Below are 21,257 nucleotides of genomic sequence, written 5' to 3'. Positions count from 1 at the left end.
AAACAACCAGTACCGATTAGATTTTTCAAAGTGACTCTGTGGAGTACTTTTTGACTTGTGCTGATGCTAATCAGTGGGTTTTATTCCCAGATTTTTGCATGTTAAGTCTTAGAAAAGGTATTTCAATTTTTGATATAAAATTCTATGTATTTTATATATACATAAAGGAAATACTTTAAATCGGGTGATTTACAGTAATAAACAGAATTTTATAAGAAAAACAAAGGAATGACGGTAAAAAATATATTTGGGAAATAAGGGAAGAAAATGAATCTTCTGGATAAATCAGAGGAGAATTTCCTTTTCAAAAATTTTTAAATAATAATCCAAAAATTGATCCATTTTTTAAAAATAAAACCGCTAAACAGGAACAATACCGTCACCATTATTTCAGGACGACGGTATTGATGATTTGTTTTGTTTTAACTAGAGCACGAGTGTAAATACACCTGTCTGACTGCCTTTTTCTCCGTCTACAGCTTTGAAAATTATCTTGTAGACATAGTTGCCATTAGGACTCATGGTTCCATTTAATCTTCCATCCCAACCTGCATCTTCCTTACTGAATGCGGAATAAACCAATTCACCCCACTTATTGAAAATATGAAGTTCAAAATCCTCAATACCTCTCATTTTTGGCATGAAGGTGTCATTAAGACCATCATTATTTGGAGTAAAGGCGTTGGGAACAAGAATCCTGTAGGAGCCGAAAACTTCGATCTGCATCGTGGTTTCGGATACACATCCCAAAGCATCAAAAGTTTTTAAAGTAATGGTGTATTTTCCTACTTTGGTAAATGTATGAATTGGGTTTTGGTCATTGCTCTTTGTACCATCTCCAAAATCCCATTCCCAAGCAATTACCTGTCCAAGTGTGGCGTCATTGAACTGTACCGGTTCGTTGACCAAAATTTCACCTTGTTCACCAATTGAAATTACTGTGTAGGAGAATGATGCATCGGTAAATGCTACCGGCATAGTTACTTCTTTGGAAACTTCAACTAGGCATCCATTTCTATCTGTAACAATGGCAGTTATCTCACCATCTTCATAGAAATTAATCTCTTCGACATTGGAAGATCCTGTATTCCATTCAATTCGGTAATCTGGTGTTCCTCCTTTAATATCCAACCAAGCCACACCTGTCAATTCACGGTTTTCGCAGTCCACATCAAATCTGGTAAACAATCTTACCTCAAGTAAATCAGGCTGTTTGATTTCAAAAATCTTGGTTTCAATACAGCCATTATCATCTGTAATACTTACAGTGTAGGTTCCCGCAGGAAGATTTGACCTGTTCAAAGTTTCGATAGGAGTGTCTGACCATTTGATCCTGTAAGGCTGAATACCTCCACGAACATCCAAATCGATAAATCCATTTTCATCCCCGAAGCAATCCAGCATTTCTGAATGGGTGCTTTCGATTTCGATGGGATCCGGTTCAGATACTACAAATGTTCCACCTGTCACGCAACCATTTCTATCAGTTATCAAGACACTGTAGGTATCAGGTTGAAGATTTCTAATGACCCGGCTGTTGGCACCATTGGACCATTTGTAGATGTATGGAGCAGCACCACCAAAGACATTCAGAGTGATGACACCGTTATTGCTTCCGGCACATTGGCTGTTTTCTACGGTTTCTCTGAAGCTCAGCAACTCAGGTTCACGGATATTATATGTTCCTGTGACAATACAGCCCAATGCATCTTCTACTGTAACATTGTAGGTTCCTGCAGCGAGATTGGTAGCAGCCAACTGGCCTTCGACTCCATTGCTCCAATTGATCTTGTATGGAGCCTTTCCTCCTGTAATTCCAATTTCAATTAAACCGTCCATACCATTGAAGCAGGATACTGCTTTGATATTCATTAGGCTTATTCTCAGATTCAAAGGCTTTTCAATTTCTATGGTTTCTGAAACTGTACATCCTTTTGCGTCTGTTACGATTAAGGTATATGAGCCCGGCAATAGATCGGTTACAGTGGAAGTGGTTGCTCCATTAGACCAATTGTAAGAATAAGGCGCTAATCCACCTGTCACACTTGCAATTATTTCACCTCTTTCTCCATTGGTACATACTGCAAATTTGCCAACCAAATCAATTTCCATAGGAGAGGTAGGCGGTGGAACAGTAAAATCTTCATTTACTGTACATCCTTTTGAATCAGTTACCGTCACTGAATAGTTTCCTGGAGTAATTCCTATGAGGTTTTGGGTTGTAGCGCCATTTGACCATGCATAGGTATAAGGAGCAGTTCCTCCTGTTACAGTTAGGTTCAATTCTATCAATTGGTCAAACTCGCAAAGTTCGGTTGAAATTACTGATGAAACTGCCAAAACTGCCGAAGGCTCCGTAATGGTATAAGTTTCACTAGCAAGGCATGAGTTTTCATCTATTACAAAAACAGTGTAGTCACCGGCTCTTAGCCCCGAGATTTCAGTACCTGACATACCATTACTCCATTGGATAGTATATGCACCTGTTCCACCTGTGATATTGATTTTGATGCTGCCATCGGTTCCAAACTTACAGGAAACATTCTGAATCGATTCCATAGTGACTACTATTGGAAGTGGCTCTTCTATTTCAAAAGTCTGACTTACAATACATCCTTGGCTATCCCTGACATTCACAGTATAGGTTCCGCCTGCTTTGTTATTAATGGCTCTTGTTGTCTCTCCGGATGACCATTGGTAAGTATATGGGCCTGTGCCTCCTGATACGATAAGGTCAATATTTCCATTGTTTTCTCCTGCGCATCGGACATGGGAGATGATTGGCTGAATAGTCAATGGTTCAGCAGGCTGTGTGATGGTATATTCCCGAATTGATTCACATCCAAAAGGATCTCTCACAGTTGCCACATAAATTCCCTCTGGTAGGTTATTGATTATATTTCCTGTTCCGACAGTTGCTCCAGTTACTTTATTTGTCCAAGAGACAATGAAGCTGCCGTTTCCACCACTGATATTTAAGGAAATACTTCCGTCACTTCCTCCAAAACAGCTTACATTTTTGATGGTCTCAACGACCAGAATCGGGGCAGGCTGGGTAATAATTACATTACTTCTAACTATACAACCGTTGGCATCAGTGATGACTACTTCATAGTTTCCTGGAGCTAATCCTGTTCTGGAAGTTTGGGTATTTCCATCTGACCACCTTACAGTATATGGAGCAGTACCGCCTGAGAATACCGCCTCAGCAGTTCCATTATTTTGGTTAAAACAGCTGACATTTGCCTTATTGACAGTAAGGGTAAGTGGAGTAGGCTGATTGATGGTTATTTGTGTGGTTGGTGAAGCACAGCCATTTGCATCCAATATATAGACATTGTATGTATTCGGTCTAAGTCCGTTTGCAGTAAGTCCCGGATATTGGATACCATCAATTACCAAGGTATATCCAGGCTTTCCGCCGGAACCTACTACGGTGATCGAACCATTTTGTGATCCAAAGCAAGTGATGTCTGTAAAAGATGAAGTGAATGTTACAGGAGTAGTATCTCCGATCACAAAATCCATAGTGGCTTCGCAATTATTTTCGTCCAAAACCACTAATGTATAACTTCCGGCAGGAACTCCCGACAAATCCTGATTGGTACCCACAACTATATTTGAAGCATCAAGCCATCTGTATGTGTAGCTTCCTGTTCCTCCAGTTACTGAAACTTTGATTTCACCATCTGAGGAACCAAAGCAGCTTATATCAATTATTTCGTCTTGGAATATCTCGATCGGAGTGGTGTCAGCAATTGTTACAACATCTGACCATTCACAACCCTTGGCATCAATTACCCTGAGGTTATATGTCCCTGGAGTCAAATCTGTAAAGCTGATTTCGCCACTTGGGTCTACGGTATATTCTACCCCATTGAGATAAGCCAAATATGATCCATTGCCTCCTGATATTTTTAGATTGATATCTGACAGGTCTCCATAACAAAGTACTTCATCAAGATTGTCTACAATTACACTTAGTGGTTGTGCAGGCTGAGCAATGATGACCTGAATGACCTCGGACTTACAGGTACCATTTATGGTAAATGCATTGTAAGTTCCTGCTGTAAGACCAGTGACGGTATTGCCTGAAATCTCAACCCCATTGAAGAAAATTCTATATGTAGCAAAGTTGCCACCTGAAGGGGTAAAGACAACAGTTCCATCACTTCCTCCAAAACAGGAGACATCCGTCGTAACAGCATTGAGGACGACTTTTGTTGGTTCTTCAATTTGAATTGTCTCTATTACGTCAGCACATCCTCCATCGGACACGGTATAGGTGTAGAATCCGGCTACCAAACCTGTCAAAGTAGTTAGGTTGTCAGAACCAGGGACAGGTGCGAAAGTGGTATTGTCTATTGAATAAGTCCAAGAAACCGCATATGGTTTGGTTCCTCCTGTTATTTGTAGATTAATCTCTGAAGTTCCTCCGAAGCAAAGGATGTCTTGATAGCTCGCAGATGCAAGTAGCGGAAGTGGTTGTGCTAAGGTTTTTGGTGGAATGGCAACAGAACAGCCATTGGCATCTACAGCTGTGAAAGTGTAAGCAACTAATGCCTCCAGATTATTGAAAACCACCACTTGATTTTCATTTGCAGAATAATCAACTCCTTGGAAAGTGATTGTATAAGGAGCCGTTCCACCGGTCAATGAAAGTGAAATGCTGCCATCGCCAGACTCAAAACAGCTCAGGTCAGAAGATGTGTAATCTAAAATACTTAGAGGAGCTGCAGGCTGGGCAACATTAATATTGACATCTGCCGAAACACAACCTTTCACATTGTCTATAGCATAAACCAAATAATTTCCTGCTTTGGCCATGAAAGTGTTTCCAAAAATCTGGCTTCCATTCACAAAGTAGGTGAAATTGGTGGAAGACCCGGACGCAGCCTGAAGTGTAACCAAAGCAGATTCACCGTAGCAAAGTATCAAATCGGCTGTATAAGTTACCGTCACCTGGCTTCCGTCTGGAATAATGACGGTGTTGGAAACTACTGTACAGCCATTGGCTTCCTGTACAGAATACCTGTATTGTCCTGCAACTGCATTGCTCAATCTTTTACTAGTTTCTGGTAAGGTTTCCCAAGTACTGGTTCCTGTATTGAATTTTTCCCACACAAAGGAGTAAGGCTCTGTACCTCCAACAGGAGTCAATTCAATAAAGGTTGAACCTCCAAAGCAAAGTATGGTTCCTGAATCTGCAGTAACTGTGAATAAACTTGGCTGAGTTATGGACACCAGTTCAGTTACCTGACAAACATTGTTGATGTCCCAAACTTCCAAAGTATAATTTCCAGCGCTCAAACTTGCAAAAGAATAAACCGTATTTTGGTTAAGGTTTGTCAAAGTTTGGACAGGTCCGGAAACGGGAGTCAATGTTGCTCTGTAAACAGGTCTTCCTCCGAGAATTTCAAATTCAATGGATCCCGTATTTGATCCAAAGCAATTGGCATTATCTATGACCAAATTGGTGATCTCCAAAGGCCTATCAGGTTGCCCGATTACTACCAACTCTGGATCTGACTCACAACCAAAGTTATCGATCAGGGTTATTTGATAATTTCCAGGAGCCACATTAAAGAAGGACGTCTGAACACCCTGACTCGCTCCATTGATAAATACTGTAAATGTCCTACCACCCTGAACAACTGGACTTAATATTTCAATGATTCCGTCATTTGCTCCAAAACAGCTTACATCTTGGGAGCTTGTATTGAAATCAGGTTTGACAGGCGAAATAATGGTAAAGGTCCCTGTATTATCAGGACAGCCTGTATCTCCAATAGTCCAAACATAATCTCCGGCAGGCAACTCATCAAAATCAAATGAACCAGAATCTTGGTTGTTATATATTTTTGAGTAACCGTTGATTGAGGTGACAGATAATGTTTTTCCAGGTAATCCGCCGGCGAATGTTAAATTGAATGAACCAAAATCCCCGAAGCAGATTGGTTGGATAACAGACTGGGAGATCAAGATTTCGTCAGGTTGTTCTATAATATAATCGGGAGAATCAATCATACAGCCTCCTGCATAGGTAATTTCCATGAAGTAAGTACCTGCAATCAGTGAACTTAAGGTAGCTTCTGTAATTGGTATTTTTCCACCTATTAGGTCTCTTCTGTACCATTGGACTGTGATTCCAGTTGTATTACCGGATACTACAAACCTGATTACTCCATCGTTTCCACCAAAACAGGTAACATCCTTTTCTACCTCTACATCAAATACAGGTGGATTTGGCTCATTTATGGTAATAGTTGAAAAATCCTCGCAACCTGCAGCATCTGTAACCTTGACATTATAAGTACCTATTGACAAACCTGAAAGTATTGAATTTGTAATAGTTTGCCAGATTCCACCTAGTTCAATGGAGTAGGTGTAAGAAGGAACTCCACCGAAAGCGGATAAGAATAATATCCCTGATTCTCCGGGACAGCTTGCATCTTGAGGATTTGTGAAAAGTTGCAATGGATTTTTTGGACCTGGAACGTTGTAGGTCTGGGTAACCATACATGCTCCTGCCAAGCTATACTCAACCATGTAGAAGCCTGGTTTCAAACCGGTAACGGTTGTGGTATTTTCTGCTATTTGAGTATTGGTGCTTAAGTCTATCCACCTGTTATAACTTAACCCGGGAACCCATCCCACATAGGCAACTTCTATAGATCCATCAGTATATGCACAAGTAGGTGCGCTGATGTTTATAAGATTGATTTCTAAAGGATCTGGCTGGGTAATTTCGATGTTTTCAAGTCTGAAAGTACAGCCATTTGCGTCCCTCACTGTAACTGAATAAAATCCTGCCGCCAGATTATTTGGGTTTTGATTGATAAAACCATGATCCCATGCAAAGAAATAGACACCTGTTCCTCCTGTTACATTGATGGATATTCTTCCATCATTTCTTCCAAAGCAGGATACTTCATCTTTACTTACAAGTGATACCAACAATGGATCAGGGGCATTGACAGTTACTTCCAATTCACTGGAGCAGGAATTGGCATCAGTAACGATCACTTTGTAAGTTCCTTCTCCAATATTGGATAAAGTTTGTGTGGTACCGGAAATAGGTGTAAATATTCCGGGCGTTGTTTCTTTTTCCCATCTTATAGCATAAGCAGGATTTCCTCCTCCGATCTGGATTTCAATTCTTCCATCAGTTGAGTCATGACATTTTGGATCAACGACATTTAGCAAGCTGACAACAATGCCGCTTGCAGGCTGGCTAACCGAGATGTCCGTCAATTCTTTGAAACAGCCATTGGCATCTGTTACAGTTACATTATATAGGCCTGCTGGGATCGCACTGATGTCTTGAGATGTGGATGTAAATCCTGAAGGCCCTGTCCATGCATAGGTATAGGCACCTGTTCCTCCGGATACTGAAATATTTATCCCGCCACTGCTTTCACCAAAGCAAAGGATGTTTAAAATCCCATCCAGTTCTAGATCCAATTCCGGAGTAGGAGGGATGGTAAACGTTTCTTGGACAAAACATGAGTTATTTCCGAGATCAAAAACCTTCACGGTATATTGGCCCGGAGCCACATTGGTCAAATTTTGATCAGTTGAAATAATGGTTGAGAAATTACCTGCTTCAAACCAATTTACCCCAAGATTGCCTGTACCCCCTGCAATGTCAATGGAAATTCCTCCGTTATTTTGACCAAAACAAACCTCAGGAGTAATTACCACATTGCTGATGGTGATTTCCGGCAGTGAGGTGACATCAAAATTCAAATTAGGAACCACACAGCCATTAGCATCCCTGATTTCAATAAAGTTATTGGTGGATGCACCCAATCCGCCGATTGTGATCCCGCCGATTGAAGTGGAGGAAAAGGCTCCACCATTGAGTGCATATGAATATGGTAAAGTTCCTCCAGATACAGTGAAACTTACTGTGCCGGTCAATTCTCCAAAACAGGCTACATCTACCACCACAGGTGGCGTAACCGCAAGAGGAAGTGGTTCGATCACTGTATATTCTTTGGAAACAGAGCATCCGTTTTGGTCAGTGACTATTAACTTATAGATGCCACCTGTTAAGTTAAAAATATCAAGGTTTGTTTGGCCAAGTAAGTCTTCAAAAGTCCCTAAAATTGCTTTTTGCCATTGGTAGGTCAATGTTCCTGTACCACCATTGGCAGTGAGTCCGGTTATAGATCCGTTTCCATCTCCTGCACAAAGTAGGTTATTGATAACCAGGTTATTTTCATTGATTGCAATTCCGGCTGGGTTTACAACATCCACAAATTCTGTGATATTACAATTAAGGCCGTAAGAAACAACTACCTCATATTGACCTGCAGGTAAGTCTGTAAAAGTTACATCAGTACCGCTTTTGGTTTCTCCGTTTGCGGTGACAGTAAAAGACAAGACATTATCTGCGATTTCAACTCTGATACTGCCATCATTTCCTCCAAAACAAATTGGATTAACGGGTGTGTAAGTAACCACCGGTGCGTCAGGAACAGGAACAACAACACTGAATTCTACTTCACAACCCTTGTTGTCTCTAACTTTAACAGTATTTGCTCCGGCTGGAAGATTAAATGCAGTAGCAGTAGTTTCACCATTACTCCATAAATAAGTATAGCTACCCCATCCACCAGCGATATTAAATACACGGGCAGAGCCGTCATTTGATCCGGCGCAGGCCAAACCGTTTAGAAGTTCTATTTCGCCAGTGATTGGGGCAGGAGGTCCGGCGATTGTTACATTAAGGTCAATAAAACAGCCTTCTTTATCTGAAACCCTAACAGTATAACTACCCGGTGCTAATCCTGTAACAGTTCTTGTTGTCTTACCATTGCTCCAAAGGTATTTATACCCGCCCCATCCACCTGATCGGTTTACTGTAGCCGAACCGTTGTTTTGACCAAAACAGGTTTCAGTATTGGTTGTAACCGATGCTGATAAAGCGGAAGGAGGAGCAGGGACATTTACTGTATAATTGAGAGTACATTCAGGATAATTTACTCCTCCATGCTTTACAGTAATAGTATGGACACCGGGTCCAAAACCAGTAAAAGTCTTTGTTCCGGTAGTTGCGCCAATAGAAATGCTTTCCTCATTTACGGCAACTGTTCCATTCGGACGGGTGATCGTAACGAGAGCATTTGCAGGAGGAAACGTAAATCCCATAAATAACCTCGTGATGTCTATTTTGATAGTCCCGTCGGTTCCACCAAAACAAGTGACTCCTTCTGCAGTAGGCACTGCAGCCAAAAGTGTCTCATTTCCAATATTGAAGACCAATTCTTCAGGACAATCCTCTAAACGATATTGATCTATAATCTCAAGAACATAATCACCTTGGGCTAATTGATCATAATATATTTGGCCCCCCGGGGCAGGAAGCCAACCGGTGACATAGGTTCCGTCTGACCTTCTTATTCTAAATTGAACAGTTCCTACAAATCCGGAGGCATCAAAAGTGATTCCACCGTTTTCGATACAAGTTTCAGGAAAAGTACCTACCCCTGCACCCGGTGTCAAAACAAGAGGCTCGATTTCTTCAATTTCAATTTCAGTCAATTCCTTACAACCGGTGGCGTCAATTACCTCCACCAAATATTTACCGGCAGGAACTCCGCTTAGGTCCAAATTCCTTCCGCTGATGACATTGGTTTGAACAATTGTATTTGTTTCGTCATAAAAGTTGATAGTGAATGGAGGAATACCATTTTCAATGGTTCCATAGACGATACCAAATGATTCACCTGCGCAGGCTTGACTTTCGTCATATAATATATTGAGTATGAAATTTGTACTTCCTTTGAAATTAATGACTTCCGAGTAGGTGTTGCCCACATTATCGGTTACCGTTAGGGTATAGTCACCGGCTTTGGCTTGCTCAATGGTGCTGAATTGAGTTTCGTTTAATCCTGCATCTGTTTGGATAATTTCCCCACCAAAACTCCAGACATAAGTGTAGGGAGCGACACCATTTCGAACACGGATTTCTGCCTTTTTTTCACATTCTGAAAAAACAAAGACATCCCGGATAATTGGGGCTGCTAAACTTTCGTTGATCTGAACAAATGTGGTCAGAAAATAGACAACCCATAAAAATGTAACAGAGTAAAGTTTTCTCATAAAAGATCTACTTTGAATTCATCTCCCATTTAGGGTTTGAGCGTTTTAATTAATTTTTAATCAATCTGTCCCAATTGTGTATTTCAAAGTGACTCTTTAGAGTACTTATTTGACCTACTGGCATTTTTTTCAGTGAATTTTATTCTCTGATTTTTGCAGAATAAGTCTTAGAAAAGGTATTTCATTTTTTGATATAAAATTCTATGTATTTTATATATACATAAAGGAAATACTTTAAATCGGGTGATTTAGAGTAATAAATAGAATATTATAATAAAATCAAAGAAATGGTAATAAAAATTGAAACAGGCGTATCAGGATATTATACTATTGTTTTTCCTATTCGAAAGGGGAAAAAATGGTATTAGAACATTCCAAAAAACAGTCTCTAAACTGAAATATCTTTCTTCAAAAACAGGGAAATAAAGCAAAAAAAAACCGTCCAAAATTATGGACGGCGGTTTGAACTGTATATTTTGTTATTGAAAATTATAAAAAAGGATTCTATACCAAATCTTTGACTTCGATCTGCTTTCCACGGAAATCAGCGCTTTGACCTTTTTTCAAATCCCACAGCGCTGAAATTAACGGAGAATCTCTGGAAACCAATTGGTATTCTACATCTTCCAAAACAACTTTTCCCATAGGAATTGAAACCCAAATATTTCCCATTGGAACTCTGATCAAAGCTCCTTCATCTACTTTTTCCATTTCTTTTACGGGAACAGCGTTCAACTGGGCCAACATTACTCTTGAAGAAGCAAGTCTTTTCTCCAAAATATCCCTTGTCTGATGCAACATTTCCTGATGGGTCTCGAATTTATCCCCTGCAGAACTTTTCTCTTCGACCTCGGAAGATTCCTGCAATTCGGTAAGCTGACGTTGGATGTCTTTGATCTGATCTCTTAGCATTTCTTGCGCTTTGGCCAATAATGCTGTTTTGGTGGTAGAATTCATGGGTGCAAATTAAATTGAAAAAAGGGAGAAAAAGGAATTTAGACCTTCTAAAGAATCTTTTTTCTTGGTCTATTTTAGAATGTAGACATTACCAAAACTCAAGAAAAGTTCTTTTTGTCTATTTATTCTTATATTTTAAAAAGTAGGATTTCCAAAATGAAACTCTAAATCCAATTTTTCACCTCCGGCCAACCAAAGTAAAAGGAAGCATAAATAGGTTTCTGATAAAGGAAAAAGAAAGGTTTATGGCAAATCCCAACAACCTGAATGGTAATAATAGTAACCAAATAAGGGGGTAGAAGATTAAGGCGATGATTGCAATCGGCCAACATAGAATAAAAAGGATGCACCAAAGAAGGAAACTGATCATAGTTATAGTGTTTAAAGTTGCAATTGCAATCATTATACCAATCAATATTTGTTGCCTTTCTGATAAATCAGACCATTTTTAAATTTTAACATGTATTGAAACTGTACACTTTTCGAACAGTTAATCTCATGATGGATCGATCTTTAAGCTCAATTTATTATTTCTGATGAAAGGTGTCTGAAACAAAACCCAAAACCTCAGGAAGGGAGGTTCTCCAATAAGTCCAGGTATGGCCGCCGTCCCTAATCCTAAATTCATGGGGTATTTCTTTCTTCTTCAAGGCGATATGTACAAGGCTATTTCCTTCGTAAAGGAAGTCATCGTCGCCACAGTCAAAATACCATTTGACGGATTTCATTTTTTCAACATCACTGAGGGAGATTTGCTGAAGAGCATTATGCCTGTCATAGTAGGGTCGGAGGGAGGATTCATTCTTTACAACAACTTTGTTGGTTTCTAGACCTTTTTGAAATTCTTCAAAAGTGGTATTTCTTAACGAGCCACTCAACGGGCATGCCGAAGAGAAAAGATCCGGTCGGTGCATGGCATAGAAGAAAGTGCCACCGCCTCCCATAGACAAACCTGCTATGGCACGATATCTTTTTTCGGTCTTAATCCTGTATTTCTTTTCCACGAAAGGCATCAATTCTTCAAAAAAGAAATCTTCATATCTCCATTCGTTGTTTACATCATTGAAATACCCTCTTTTTCCGGTATTGGCATCCGGCATAATGATAATCATCGCAGTAGCTTTTCCTTCTTGAATAGCTTTGTCAGCTATATGCTGCACTTCTCCAAACTGTACCCAACCCGTCTGATCATCTCCTCCACCATGAAGCAGATATAGTACAGGATAGGATCGCTGAGAAGTTTCATAACCCGCAGGAAGGTAGACAGCATATTTCCTTTCCATGTTGAGGATTTTACTCGTAATTATGAGTTCGTCAAATACTTTGCTTTCTTGGGCAAAAGTGAAAAGGACGAGAGGCATCAATATCAGAGAAAGCAGGATTTTTTTCATAGCGGTTTGGGATTTATTGTTTCTCAAAAATCAAGACCGGACCAATAAGTCTATCCTTTTTTTTAATACAAAATATTAAGATATACTTTTTGATCCTAGGAATACACTTTTTTCGGTTCCTGAAGTAATCCTATGGTCAATATCTGTTTTTGAACTTTGGACGAATCGCTTATCTTGTTTAAAAAAACCCTGCAATGAAAAGAAGAGAATTTTTAATATCAACATCTGTGGCTACAGCAGCCCTTGTAAGCTTACCGTTTTCAACATTATTGGCACACCAAGAAGGTTTAAGAAAATTCAGAATTGGCCTTAATCCGGGAATTATTGGAGTCAAGGCCAATTTTGCCCAAACCTTGGATTACGCCATCAAATATCAATATGAAGCTATCAGCCCATTTACTCAAGAGGTTATGGAAAACTACACTGATGGTCAGCTTAATGAAATTCTTGCTAAAATGAAGGAATACGGAATAACTTATGATTCTACGAATATTCCTGTGGAGTTTCGCCGTGACAACAGCAGATTTAACGATGATTTCAAAGGATTGAGAAAGTTTTGCCAGACAATGGAAAAGCAGGGTGCATCCCGAATGAATACCTGGATCATTTCTTCACATCATGAACTTACATACAATGAAAACATGAAACAACATGCTTATCGGCTAGGTGAATGTGCCAAGGTAATGAAAGATCATGGGATCCGATTTGGATTGGAATACCTTGGAATGAGGACAATGATGACCCAAAACCGCTATCCGTTTATCGGTAGTATGAAAGAAGGAAAGGAATTGATCAATGAAATTGGGGAAAGTAATGTGGGATTTGTTTTGGATACCTTCCATTGGTATTGTGCAAACGACACTTTGGAGGACATCAGGACGCTTAAGCCTGAAGACGTTGTGGTGGTCGACCTCAATGATGCAAGGTTGGGTTTTACTAGAGAAACCCAATGGGATGGAAAACGGGAATTACCTATGGCCACAGGGGTGATCAATACGAAGGATTTTCTTCAAGGCATCATTGATATCGGTTATGAAGGTCCTGTAAGGGCTGAACCTTTCAATCAGAATCTCAATGATATGGAAAATGAGGATGCACTCAGAGCCAACATGGATGCCATCAAGAAAGCTTTGGCAACTGTAGGTTTAGATTAAAAATTAAGGGGGGAATTTACTTTCTTAAAAAGGAAAATCAAGTTATTAAACAAAACAAGGTTATCTTTTGTGGGCTGAAAGGTGGAACACCTGTGTGGATTTTCAGGTTATATTGAATATGCTATATTTTATATCTTGATGTAAATGGACTTTTCAGATATTATTGACCAAATAAAAACTCAACATCAGGATAAATCTTCAGATTTACTTTTGGCTGTCATAAATCAGATTCGTCCACCAAAAGGTAGGCTTTATCTTGCTAAAGATAATCTTAACAGTTTTAAGGATGAATTAAGAAAAAACCCGGAGCTTATTGTGAAGCTTCGGTCATATTTGAAAGCCCTGTTTGATCAGAAGCAGTACATCCAGATTTTATCAGAATCCGGTATCCTCACCGGCAAAGGATTTTTTCCGGAAGCTTTTGAGAGAATCAATACTTACTTCCTTCCCAAGGTTTATGATGAAATGGACGTTATGGCCATTTTTGTTTCAGTTTTTCATAAAAAATGGGACTACCTCTGGATCAATGATATTCCAACTGAGGATTATGCCGACTTTTTTGAATTGCTTGGATGTACCGAAATAGAAAATTTATCTGAAAAGGACCGTTTGATTTCCCAGACCCTCAACAGCATTCTTGTTCTTTCCCAAAGGATATCTGCTTTGGGTTTAGAACCTGAAATCCTCTCCAAACTCCCGGAATTGGAATATTTTGATTCTCCCTTTATTGTTCAAAATAAATCTGTTTTTGAATATGTAGACCAATTCCAAAATATTGAAGATTTTGATAAATCTGATCAAAACGCAGATTTCAAACACCTCATGGTCATGCTGTCTCAATGTGAGGAATACTTGCTCTTGATTCGTAAGGACAAAAAGAAATTTGGAACCGATTTGCATCTTTCTTATATGCTACTTCGGCTCAGTCAAAATATCGATAGGCTTAAATCTCTCTTGAAGCTGCTTACAAAATCAGATGACAAGTCAAATTTTCAAGGTGAAATTGAATTGCTAAAAATTCTGGTAAAGGCTGTAAATAGAAAAAACAGTCTGAGTGATCATATTGAGCAAAATGTCAATCTATTGGCTTTTCAGATTACAGAGCATGCAGGCAAAACAGGAGAACATTATATAGCCAATTCTTCAAAAGAATGGTGGAATATGTTGGTTTCCTCTATGGGTGGGGGCTTTATTGTTGGATTTCTTTCTGTAATCAAAGTTCTGATTTATTACCTGAGGCTACCTCTTTTTGGGGAAGCTTTTCTTTACAGTATGAATTACTCTTTTGGGTTTATTGGAATCCACCTGACTCATTCCACTCTGGCCACCAAGCAGCCCGCTATGACAGCTTCCAAACTTGCTGCTGCTTTGGATGAAGTTGAGAAACCAAAATCTGTAGCGCTTGGTAACTTGTCTGAATTTGTAGTCAAAATTTTCAGGTCACAGTTTATCGCTTTTGTAGGCAATGTAATAATGGCTCTCCCTGTGGCATTTCTGATTGCCTATGGTTACCATTATTTCTCGGGCAGTCATATTGCCGGTCAGGAGAAAGCCTTCAAATTAATCTCAGAAATGAACCCGATAAATAGTCTGGCTTTGTTTCATGCAGGAATTACAGGTGTTTTTCTTTTTCTTTCAGGAATGATTTCAGGTTATTATGACAATAAAAATGTCTACAATCAAATTCCCAAAAGAATCAAAAACCACAAAGGATTGATCAGGATTTTTGGTCAAAAAAGGACAGATAGCCTTAGCGATTACCTTGATAATAATCTCGGAAGCCTGGCTGGAAATTTCTTTCTTGGTGTTTTCTTAGGTTCTATGGGTTCATTGGGAATAATTTTCGGTCTGCCTCTTGACGTCCAGCACATTACATTTGCAAGTGGTAATTTCGGTTTGGCATTTGCTTCAGTCGGAGACCAATTGACTCTAAATGAGGTTTTATTGACGGTATCAGGAATTTTCGGGATAGGAGTAATGAACTTTCTGGTGAGTTTTTCTTTGGCGATCTTTGTCGCAATCAAATCTAGGAATGTAACATTCAAGCAAAGCAAGAAACTTTTTGGGATTTTGATACTTCGGTTTTTGAAAAATCCCCATCACTTTTTCCTGCCGGTATATGATAATGTGTTGCCGGAAGAAAGCAAGTCCAATAAGGAGAAAGATGATAAGGTTTTAAAAAATAATAAAAACCCTGAATCTGAAGAAAGGAAAGTGAGGCCAATAAAAAAATAAACCTATCCTTGATTTTCAGGGATATATTCCCACATTCTAAATCCACCCTGGAATGCAAGGTTGTTGTTCCCAAACCTGCAGCCTTGAGGCAGTTCGGTCAAGAGTTTGGAGTTGCCCCCACCGATGACCACATCATCAGGAAGAAATGCATCAGAGAATTTTGAAATAATGTTTTTAACATGATTTTGCCATTTCTTTTGACCCATTCTCTCCAAGCCACGCAGTCCGGCATAATCTTCGAAAGTCCCTTTCTTATATTCTTGATGCGCAAGTTCCATGGGTACGACGCTTCCTTCTACGACAAGGGCTGAACCCAATCCTGTACCTAACCCTAAAAATAACAACACACCTTCCCGAAAAGAACCTAAAGCCTGCATCGATGCATCGTTCATGATTTTTACAGGTTTTCCAAACGCTGACTCAAAGTCAAATCCAATCCAACCTTGGCCAAGATTCTTGGGTTCGGTCATTATTTTGCCTTTTTTAATAATTCCGGGATACCCAATGGAGATGTAGTCATATTCCCAATCTTTGGTAAATTCCAAGACTTCAGAAACCATTTTTTCAGGATTCATAAAACTCCCAGAAGGGATTTTCCTTCTTTCCTGATCGTTATTTGCCTTTACCTTGACGTTTGTTCCTCCGATATCTATGACGAGTATTTTCAAATTAGTAGGGGTTATATACCGCAAGTTAAAAAATAGACTTGCTCTTTCAAATGAGGAATAGACATTAGAATACTTACAAATCACAAATTTGAAGCTAAAATATTAAAATAAAGGCATATAAGTTTGGAACTTGAACTTTAAAAAAATAGGAAATTAGCGATTAAGGTAAATGAGTTGGTTTCATTTTCAAAAAATAGTGATTGGATTGGAGGTAAAACAATGAATAGATTTTTGCTTAACTAATTGCAAAAAGTCCAGCTTCCAATTTTTAAAATGTTTTGTTTTTCAATAAAACATGATAAACATCATGAATCAATTTGATAATCACCTCTATTTTTTATTTCTGTAATGACCATCTTTGATAAAAGCCATTCAATATGAAGGTTAAAATCCCAAATATCGAAAAGAATCAGTTTCTGGATGAGATTGGGGATATTGCCCGTTTCACTGCGAGATTTTTTAGGGAAGTATCCAAGCCAAAACAGGAATACAGGGAATTTATCAACCAATGCTTTTCTATAGGATATAAGACATTGACATTGGTGGGAGTGACAGCCTTTATAATGGGTCTTGTATTGACTATACAATCGAGGCCTACTTTGGTTGAATTTGGAGCAGAATCATATCTCCCGTCCATGGTCTCTGTTTCGTTGATCAGAGAAATCGCTCCTGTGATTACAGCTTTGATCTGTGCAGGAAAAATAGGATCCGGGATGGGCGCTGAACTTGGTTCAATGCGCGTAACCGAACAAATAGATGCCATGGAAGTCTCCGGGACCAACCCTTTCAAATACCTCGTAGTGACCAGAGTCATGGCAGCAACTTTAATGGTTCCTGTTCTTTCGAGTCTGGCAAATGCCATTTCGCTTTATGGCGGCTACTTGGGGGTAAATATCAGAGGTCAAGTCAGTTGGCATTTGTATTGGTTTCAAGTATTTGGCGTATTGGATTTTAGCGACATGCTTCCTTCTCTGATCAAAACCTTTTTCTTTGGTTTTGCCATTGGAATAATCGGCACCTATAAAGGCTACAATTCAACCAAAGGGACTGAAGGAGTGGGGAGGTCTGCCACCACAGCTGTAATTGTAGCTTCTTTGTTGGTGTTTATCATCGATTTGATTGCGGTTCAGATTACGGATATATTAGGTTTGACTTAAATGGAAAGGGCTTTAAAACCGGTCATTGAAGTAAAGAATGTGAACAAATCATTTGGTGAAAACCATGTGCTGAGGGACTTTTCCATGGAGGTGGTTCCCGGTGAAAACCTTGTCATCTTAGGAAAATCCGGTTCCGGAAAATCAGTTTTGATCAAATGTATCATCAAACTGATGCAGCCTGACTCAGGCCAGATCGTAGTTCTTGATGAAGATATCAATGGTCTCGATCAGGAGGAACTCGACAAATTGAGAGCTAAAGTTGGGTTTTTATTTCAAAGCAATGCATTGTATGATTCTATGACAGTGCGGGAAAACCTGGAATTTCCATTACGGATCCATTGGACCAAAGAAGAAAGAGAAAAAAATGCGGAGAGTGCCGTGCTTGAAGCTTTGGAAGATGTTGGACTATTGCATACGGTAAATATGATGCCTTCCGAGCTTTCGGGTGGAATGCGTAAGCGGATAGCTTTGGCACGTGCACTAATATTAAAGCCTAGCGTCATTCTTTATGACGAGCCGACGACAGGATTGGACCCGATTACTGCAAGGGAAATCAGCGAACTCATGGTCAGCATGCAAAAAAAGTACAATGCCACCTCTGTCATTATTTCCCATGATATGAACTGCATCCGCATCACTTCCAACCGGGTGATCATGTTGATCGAAGGAAGAAGATATGCTGATGATACTTATGAAAATCTTCGTTTATCCAAAGATCCCAAAATTAGGGAGTTTTTCGACTGACTATGAAAGAGAAGAAGAAAATTGAAAATTCGAAATTGGGACTGATGGTACTCGCCGGTCTGCTTTTCCTTGTATATACGCTTTACATGATCGGAAAAAACCAAAATATTTTTGGTTCATCCATAACCATCATTTCTGTAGTTGAAAATGTAAATGGACTAGTGCCTGGAAATAATGTCCGTTTTCAGGGAATCGATGTGGGAACTGTCAAGTCAGTTGAAATGGCTAATGACTCTTCCATTCACATTACCCTTTACATCCATAAAAAAATGCAGCCATTCATTAGGAAAAATGCTATCACTTCCATCAATACAGATGGTCTGATGGGAAATAAAATCATCCATATTTTGCCTCAGGATGGCAATGCCGATCCCATCGAGGAAGGAGATATCTTGTATTCCAAACAACCTCTAGACACGGATGAAATGTTGGAAAAATTAAGCATAACAGGTGATTATCTTGAAATAACCCTTCGAAACCTTTCAGAGGTTTCAGATAAATTGAATAAAAGCGAAAGCCTTTGGTCATTGCTTTCAGATGAACATCTTCCTCAGGAAATCAAAAATACAATCCTGGAATTTAAGAAAGCGGGATCCAACGCTGCGGCACTTGCCAAGGAGGGAAAGGAACTTGTGGAGGAATTTGAGCAGGGAAAAGGGATTGTTCAAAAGGCTTTTAAAGACTCTGTAATGGCAGAAAATCTAAGTGAATCCATAGAGAATATCCTAAAAACAAGTTCTGAGGCCGCCACGATGATGGAAGAAATCAGGAAAATCGTAAATAATATCGAATCCGGTGAAGGAACCGCAGGCTTGATTATCAAAGACAGCTTGATGAGGGAAATCCTTATGAAAAGTATGGAGAACATTGAACAGAGTACCTACAATTTTAACCAAAACATGGAAGCGCTGAAAGGGAATTTTCTTTTCAGGAAATATTATAAAAAGCAGGAAAAGGAACTGAGAAAGGAAGAGAAAAATCAGAAGAAAGACTGATTTGATAATGGAATTCAAATTTCATATGCTGGGACTTTGAAAAAGTTAGGGAACTATAATCTTGTCGGGTATTTATGGGAAAGGTTTCAAAATCATTATTGGTAATTGTAATGGGCCTTCCGGGTTCGGGTAAAAGCTATTTTGCAAAAAATTTGGCCAAGCAGATTGGTGCGGAATATCTAGGAAGTGATGAACTCCGAAAGGAATTGGGTTTGATGGGCAATTATCAATTAGGCAACAAATTATCTGTTTATGAAGAAATGTTCAATAGGGCAAAGAAGATTCATAAATCAGGTAATAGTCTGGTATTGGATGGTACTTTTTACCTTCAACAAGTCCGTGATTTGTTTCATTTTTTGGCAAATACTTTATCATGGCAACTTTTTATAATCCATGTAACGGCTTCGGAGGAATTAATTGCAAAAAGACTTTCTAAACCCAGAGAAGACAGTGAGGCTGATCTGGAAGTGTATCAGAAGATAAAATCAGAATTTGAACCCATTCTTGAGGATCATCTAATTATAGAATCTACCGATACAAATCTCGAAGAAAGTTTGAAAAAAGCAGTAAAATTCATAAAGTCAAGACATGGAAAGGCAAGAAGTCAAGGAATTGATGGATAAAGGAACTTTTGAAGAGAGGCCTATCCATGGAGCTTTGGAAGAAACCAATATCTCATGGGTAATTCTAAGCAGAAGCCATGCTTTTAAAATCAAAAAAAGCATCAAATTGTCATTTTTGGATTATTCCACTCTTGAGTTAAGGAAAAAGTACTGCGAAAAGGAATTGGTACTCAACAGGCGTTTTTCACCGATTTATCTCTCAGTTCAGCCCATTTTTTTGCTTAGTGACAATTGGTCCATCGGCGAAGGGCAAGGGGAAATAAAAGATTATGCGGTATGCATGAAACGGATGCAAAGCCAAAAAAGAATGGACGTGCTACTCAAGCAGAACAAAGTCAGTCCGTCCAGTATTTCTCTTTTGGCTAATCAGGTTGCGGAGTTTCATAAAAAAGCAGAAATCATTACCAAAGACCATAACCAAGAACAGGCAATGGGAATATTTAATGATTTGAATTCTGTTCAGGAGGTGGTTTATAAAGAATTTGGGCGGGATTATTTGGAAATAATTCCCAAGCTAATTTCTTGGAGTGACCGTTTCTTGGAAACACATGGCAAAAGGTTATTGGAGCGGAGTTGGGAAGGATTCATCAGGGATGTGCATGGGGACCTTCACAGCGGCAATATTTTTTTATATCAAAACCCCATCATTTTTGACTGTATTGAATTCCGAGATGAATTCAGGCAGATTGATGTTCTGTATGAGATTGCCTTTTTTTGTATGGATTTGGAATTTTATGGCAGGAAAGACCTTTCAGATTTATTTTTTGAGTCATACAGTAAAATTTTAAAATGTTGTCCTAAAGAAGAAGACCTAACCATTTTCCTGTATTACAAATCTCTCCGGGCAAATGTGAGGGCCAAAGTATTCCTTCTGAATAGCTTGTCCGAGCAAAATCAGGAGAAAAGAACCCAAGAATTGGCAAAAGGAAAAAAGTACCTGGACCTTGCCATGGAGTATCGCAGAAATCTTCTTGAAACACTTAGCAAAATTTGAATTCTAAGGAAATCCGGAATGAAAGAAATTTTGGCTAAAGCCAATTTTCAAATTGCATTCATTTTGGCCTCCAGCTAAAGCAGGAGGCTATTCAAATGGGAATCCAATTTGGGATAACAATTTAAATAGGAATGTGGCTTTATCCCATTCCACATTCCACATTCGTTCAAATGCCATCTATCAACAATCCTTTTCAATAATTGCTTCTTTGACGGATTAAAATTAAGTT

At 39.1% G+C, this 21,257-nt stretch carries 11 protein-coding genes; 7 read left to right on the top strand and 4 right to left on the bottom strand.

Features of this window, described 5'->3' with window-relative positions:
* Nucleotides 1–426 precede the first annotated feature (426 nt).
* From NU887_RS16860 to NU887_RS16850, 3 genes are all read right to left on the bottom strand, one after another.
* Complete coding sequence (locus tag NU887_RS16860; protein ID WP_258424554.1) at nt 427–10,110, bottom strand: T9SS type B sorting domain-containing protein; 9,684 nt, start codon at nt 10,108–10,110, stop codon at nt 427–429.
* Between the two features lie 504 nt (nt 10,111–10,614).
* Nucleotides 10,615–11,067: a hypothetical protein gene (locus tag NU887_RS16855; protein WP_258424553.1), complete on the bottom strand. Its 453-nt coding sequence runs from the start codon at nt 11,065–11,067 to the stop codon at nt 10,615–10,617.
* Nucleotides 11,068–11,594: 527 nt separating this feature from the next.
* Nucleotides 11,595–12,458 (bottom strand): alpha/beta hydrolase, encoded by an 864-nt coding sequence (locus NU887_RS16850; protein WP_258424552.1) that lies wholly within the window; start codon nt 12,456–12,458, stop codon nt 11,595–11,597.
* A 194-nt stretch (nt 12,459–12,652) separates the two neighbouring features.
* On the opposite strand from NU887_RS16850, the gene NU887_RS16845 reads away from it, so the two are divergent.
* Together NU887_RS16845 and NU887_RS16840 are read left to right on the top strand one after the other, a co-directional pair.
* Nucleotides 12,653–13,612, top strand: coding sequence for a sugar phosphate isomerase/epimerase family protein (locus tag NU887_RS16845; protein ID WP_258424551.1), 960 nt, complete (start codon nt 12,653–12,655; stop codon nt 13,610–13,612).
* Nucleotides 13,613–13,756: 144 nt separating this feature from the next.
* A complete protein-coding gene (locus tag NU887_RS16840) occupies nt 13,757–15,847 on the top strand; it encodes a site-specific recombinase (RefSeq protein ID WP_258424550.1) in 2,091 nt (696 codons plus the stop codon).
* A gap of 2 nt (nt 15,848–15,849) precedes the next feature.
* Here the strand turns inward: NU887_RS16840 and NU887_RS16835 are convergent, their stop codons facing one another.
* Complete coding sequence (locus NU887_RS16835) at nt 15,850–16,515, bottom strand: ROK family protein (RefSeq protein ID WP_258424549.1); 666 nt, start codon at nt 16,513–16,515, stop codon at nt 15,850–15,852.
* 377 nt (nt 16,516–16,892) lie between these two features.
* Between NU887_RS16835 and NU887_RS16830 the strand changes: the two genes are divergently transcribed.
* The 5 genes from NU887_RS16830 (at nt 16,893) to NU887_RS16810 (ending at nt 21,028) form a co-directional block, all read left to right on the top strand.
* Nucleotides 16,893–17,672, top strand: coding sequence for an MlaE family ABC transporter permease (locus tag NU887_RS16830; RefSeq protein ID WP_258424548.1), 780 nt, complete (start codon nt 16,893–16,895; stop codon nt 17,670–17,672).
* Nucleotides 17,673–18,416, top strand: a complete 744-nt coding sequence (locus tag NU887_RS16825) for an ABC transporter ATP-binding protein (RefSeq protein ID WP_258424547.1) — start codon at nt 17,673–17,675, stop codon at nt 18,414–18,416.
* A gap of 2 nt (nt 18,417–18,418) precedes the next feature.
* Nucleotides 18,419–19,411 carry an MlaD family protein gene (locus tag NU887_RS16820; RefSeq protein ID WP_258424546.1) on the top strand — a complete coding sequence of 331 codons (993 nt, stop codon included), beginning with the start codon at nt 18,419–18,421 and terminating at the stop codon, nt 19,409–19,411.
* Between the two features lie 74 nt (nt 19,412–19,485).
* On the top strand, nt 19,486–20,034 hold the full coding sequence (locus NU887_RS16815; RefSeq protein ID WP_258424545.1) for a P-loop nucleotide/nucleoside kinase family protein: 549 nt from the start codon (nt 19,486–19,488) through the stop codon (nt 20,032–20,034).
* The gene (locus NU887_RS16810; protein WP_258424544.1) at nt 20,000–21,028 is read left to right on the top strand and encodes a hypothetical protein; all 1,029 of its coding nucleotides are present in this window, start codon (nt 20,000–20,002) and stop codon (nt 21,026–21,028) included. Before NU887_RS16815 ends, NU887_RS16810 begins: the two co-directional genes overlap by 35 nt.
* The last annotated feature ends 229 nt before the right edge of the window (nt 21,029–21,257 follow it).

Origin of the sequence: Aquiflexum gelatinilyticum, from assembly GCF_024741135.1 — a bacterium.
GTDB lineage: Bacteria > Bacteroidota > Bacteroidia > Cytophagales > Cyclobacteriaceae > Cognataquiflexum > Cognataquiflexum gelatinilyticum.
This window is presented reverse-complemented; position numbering and strand designations above follow the sequence as displayed.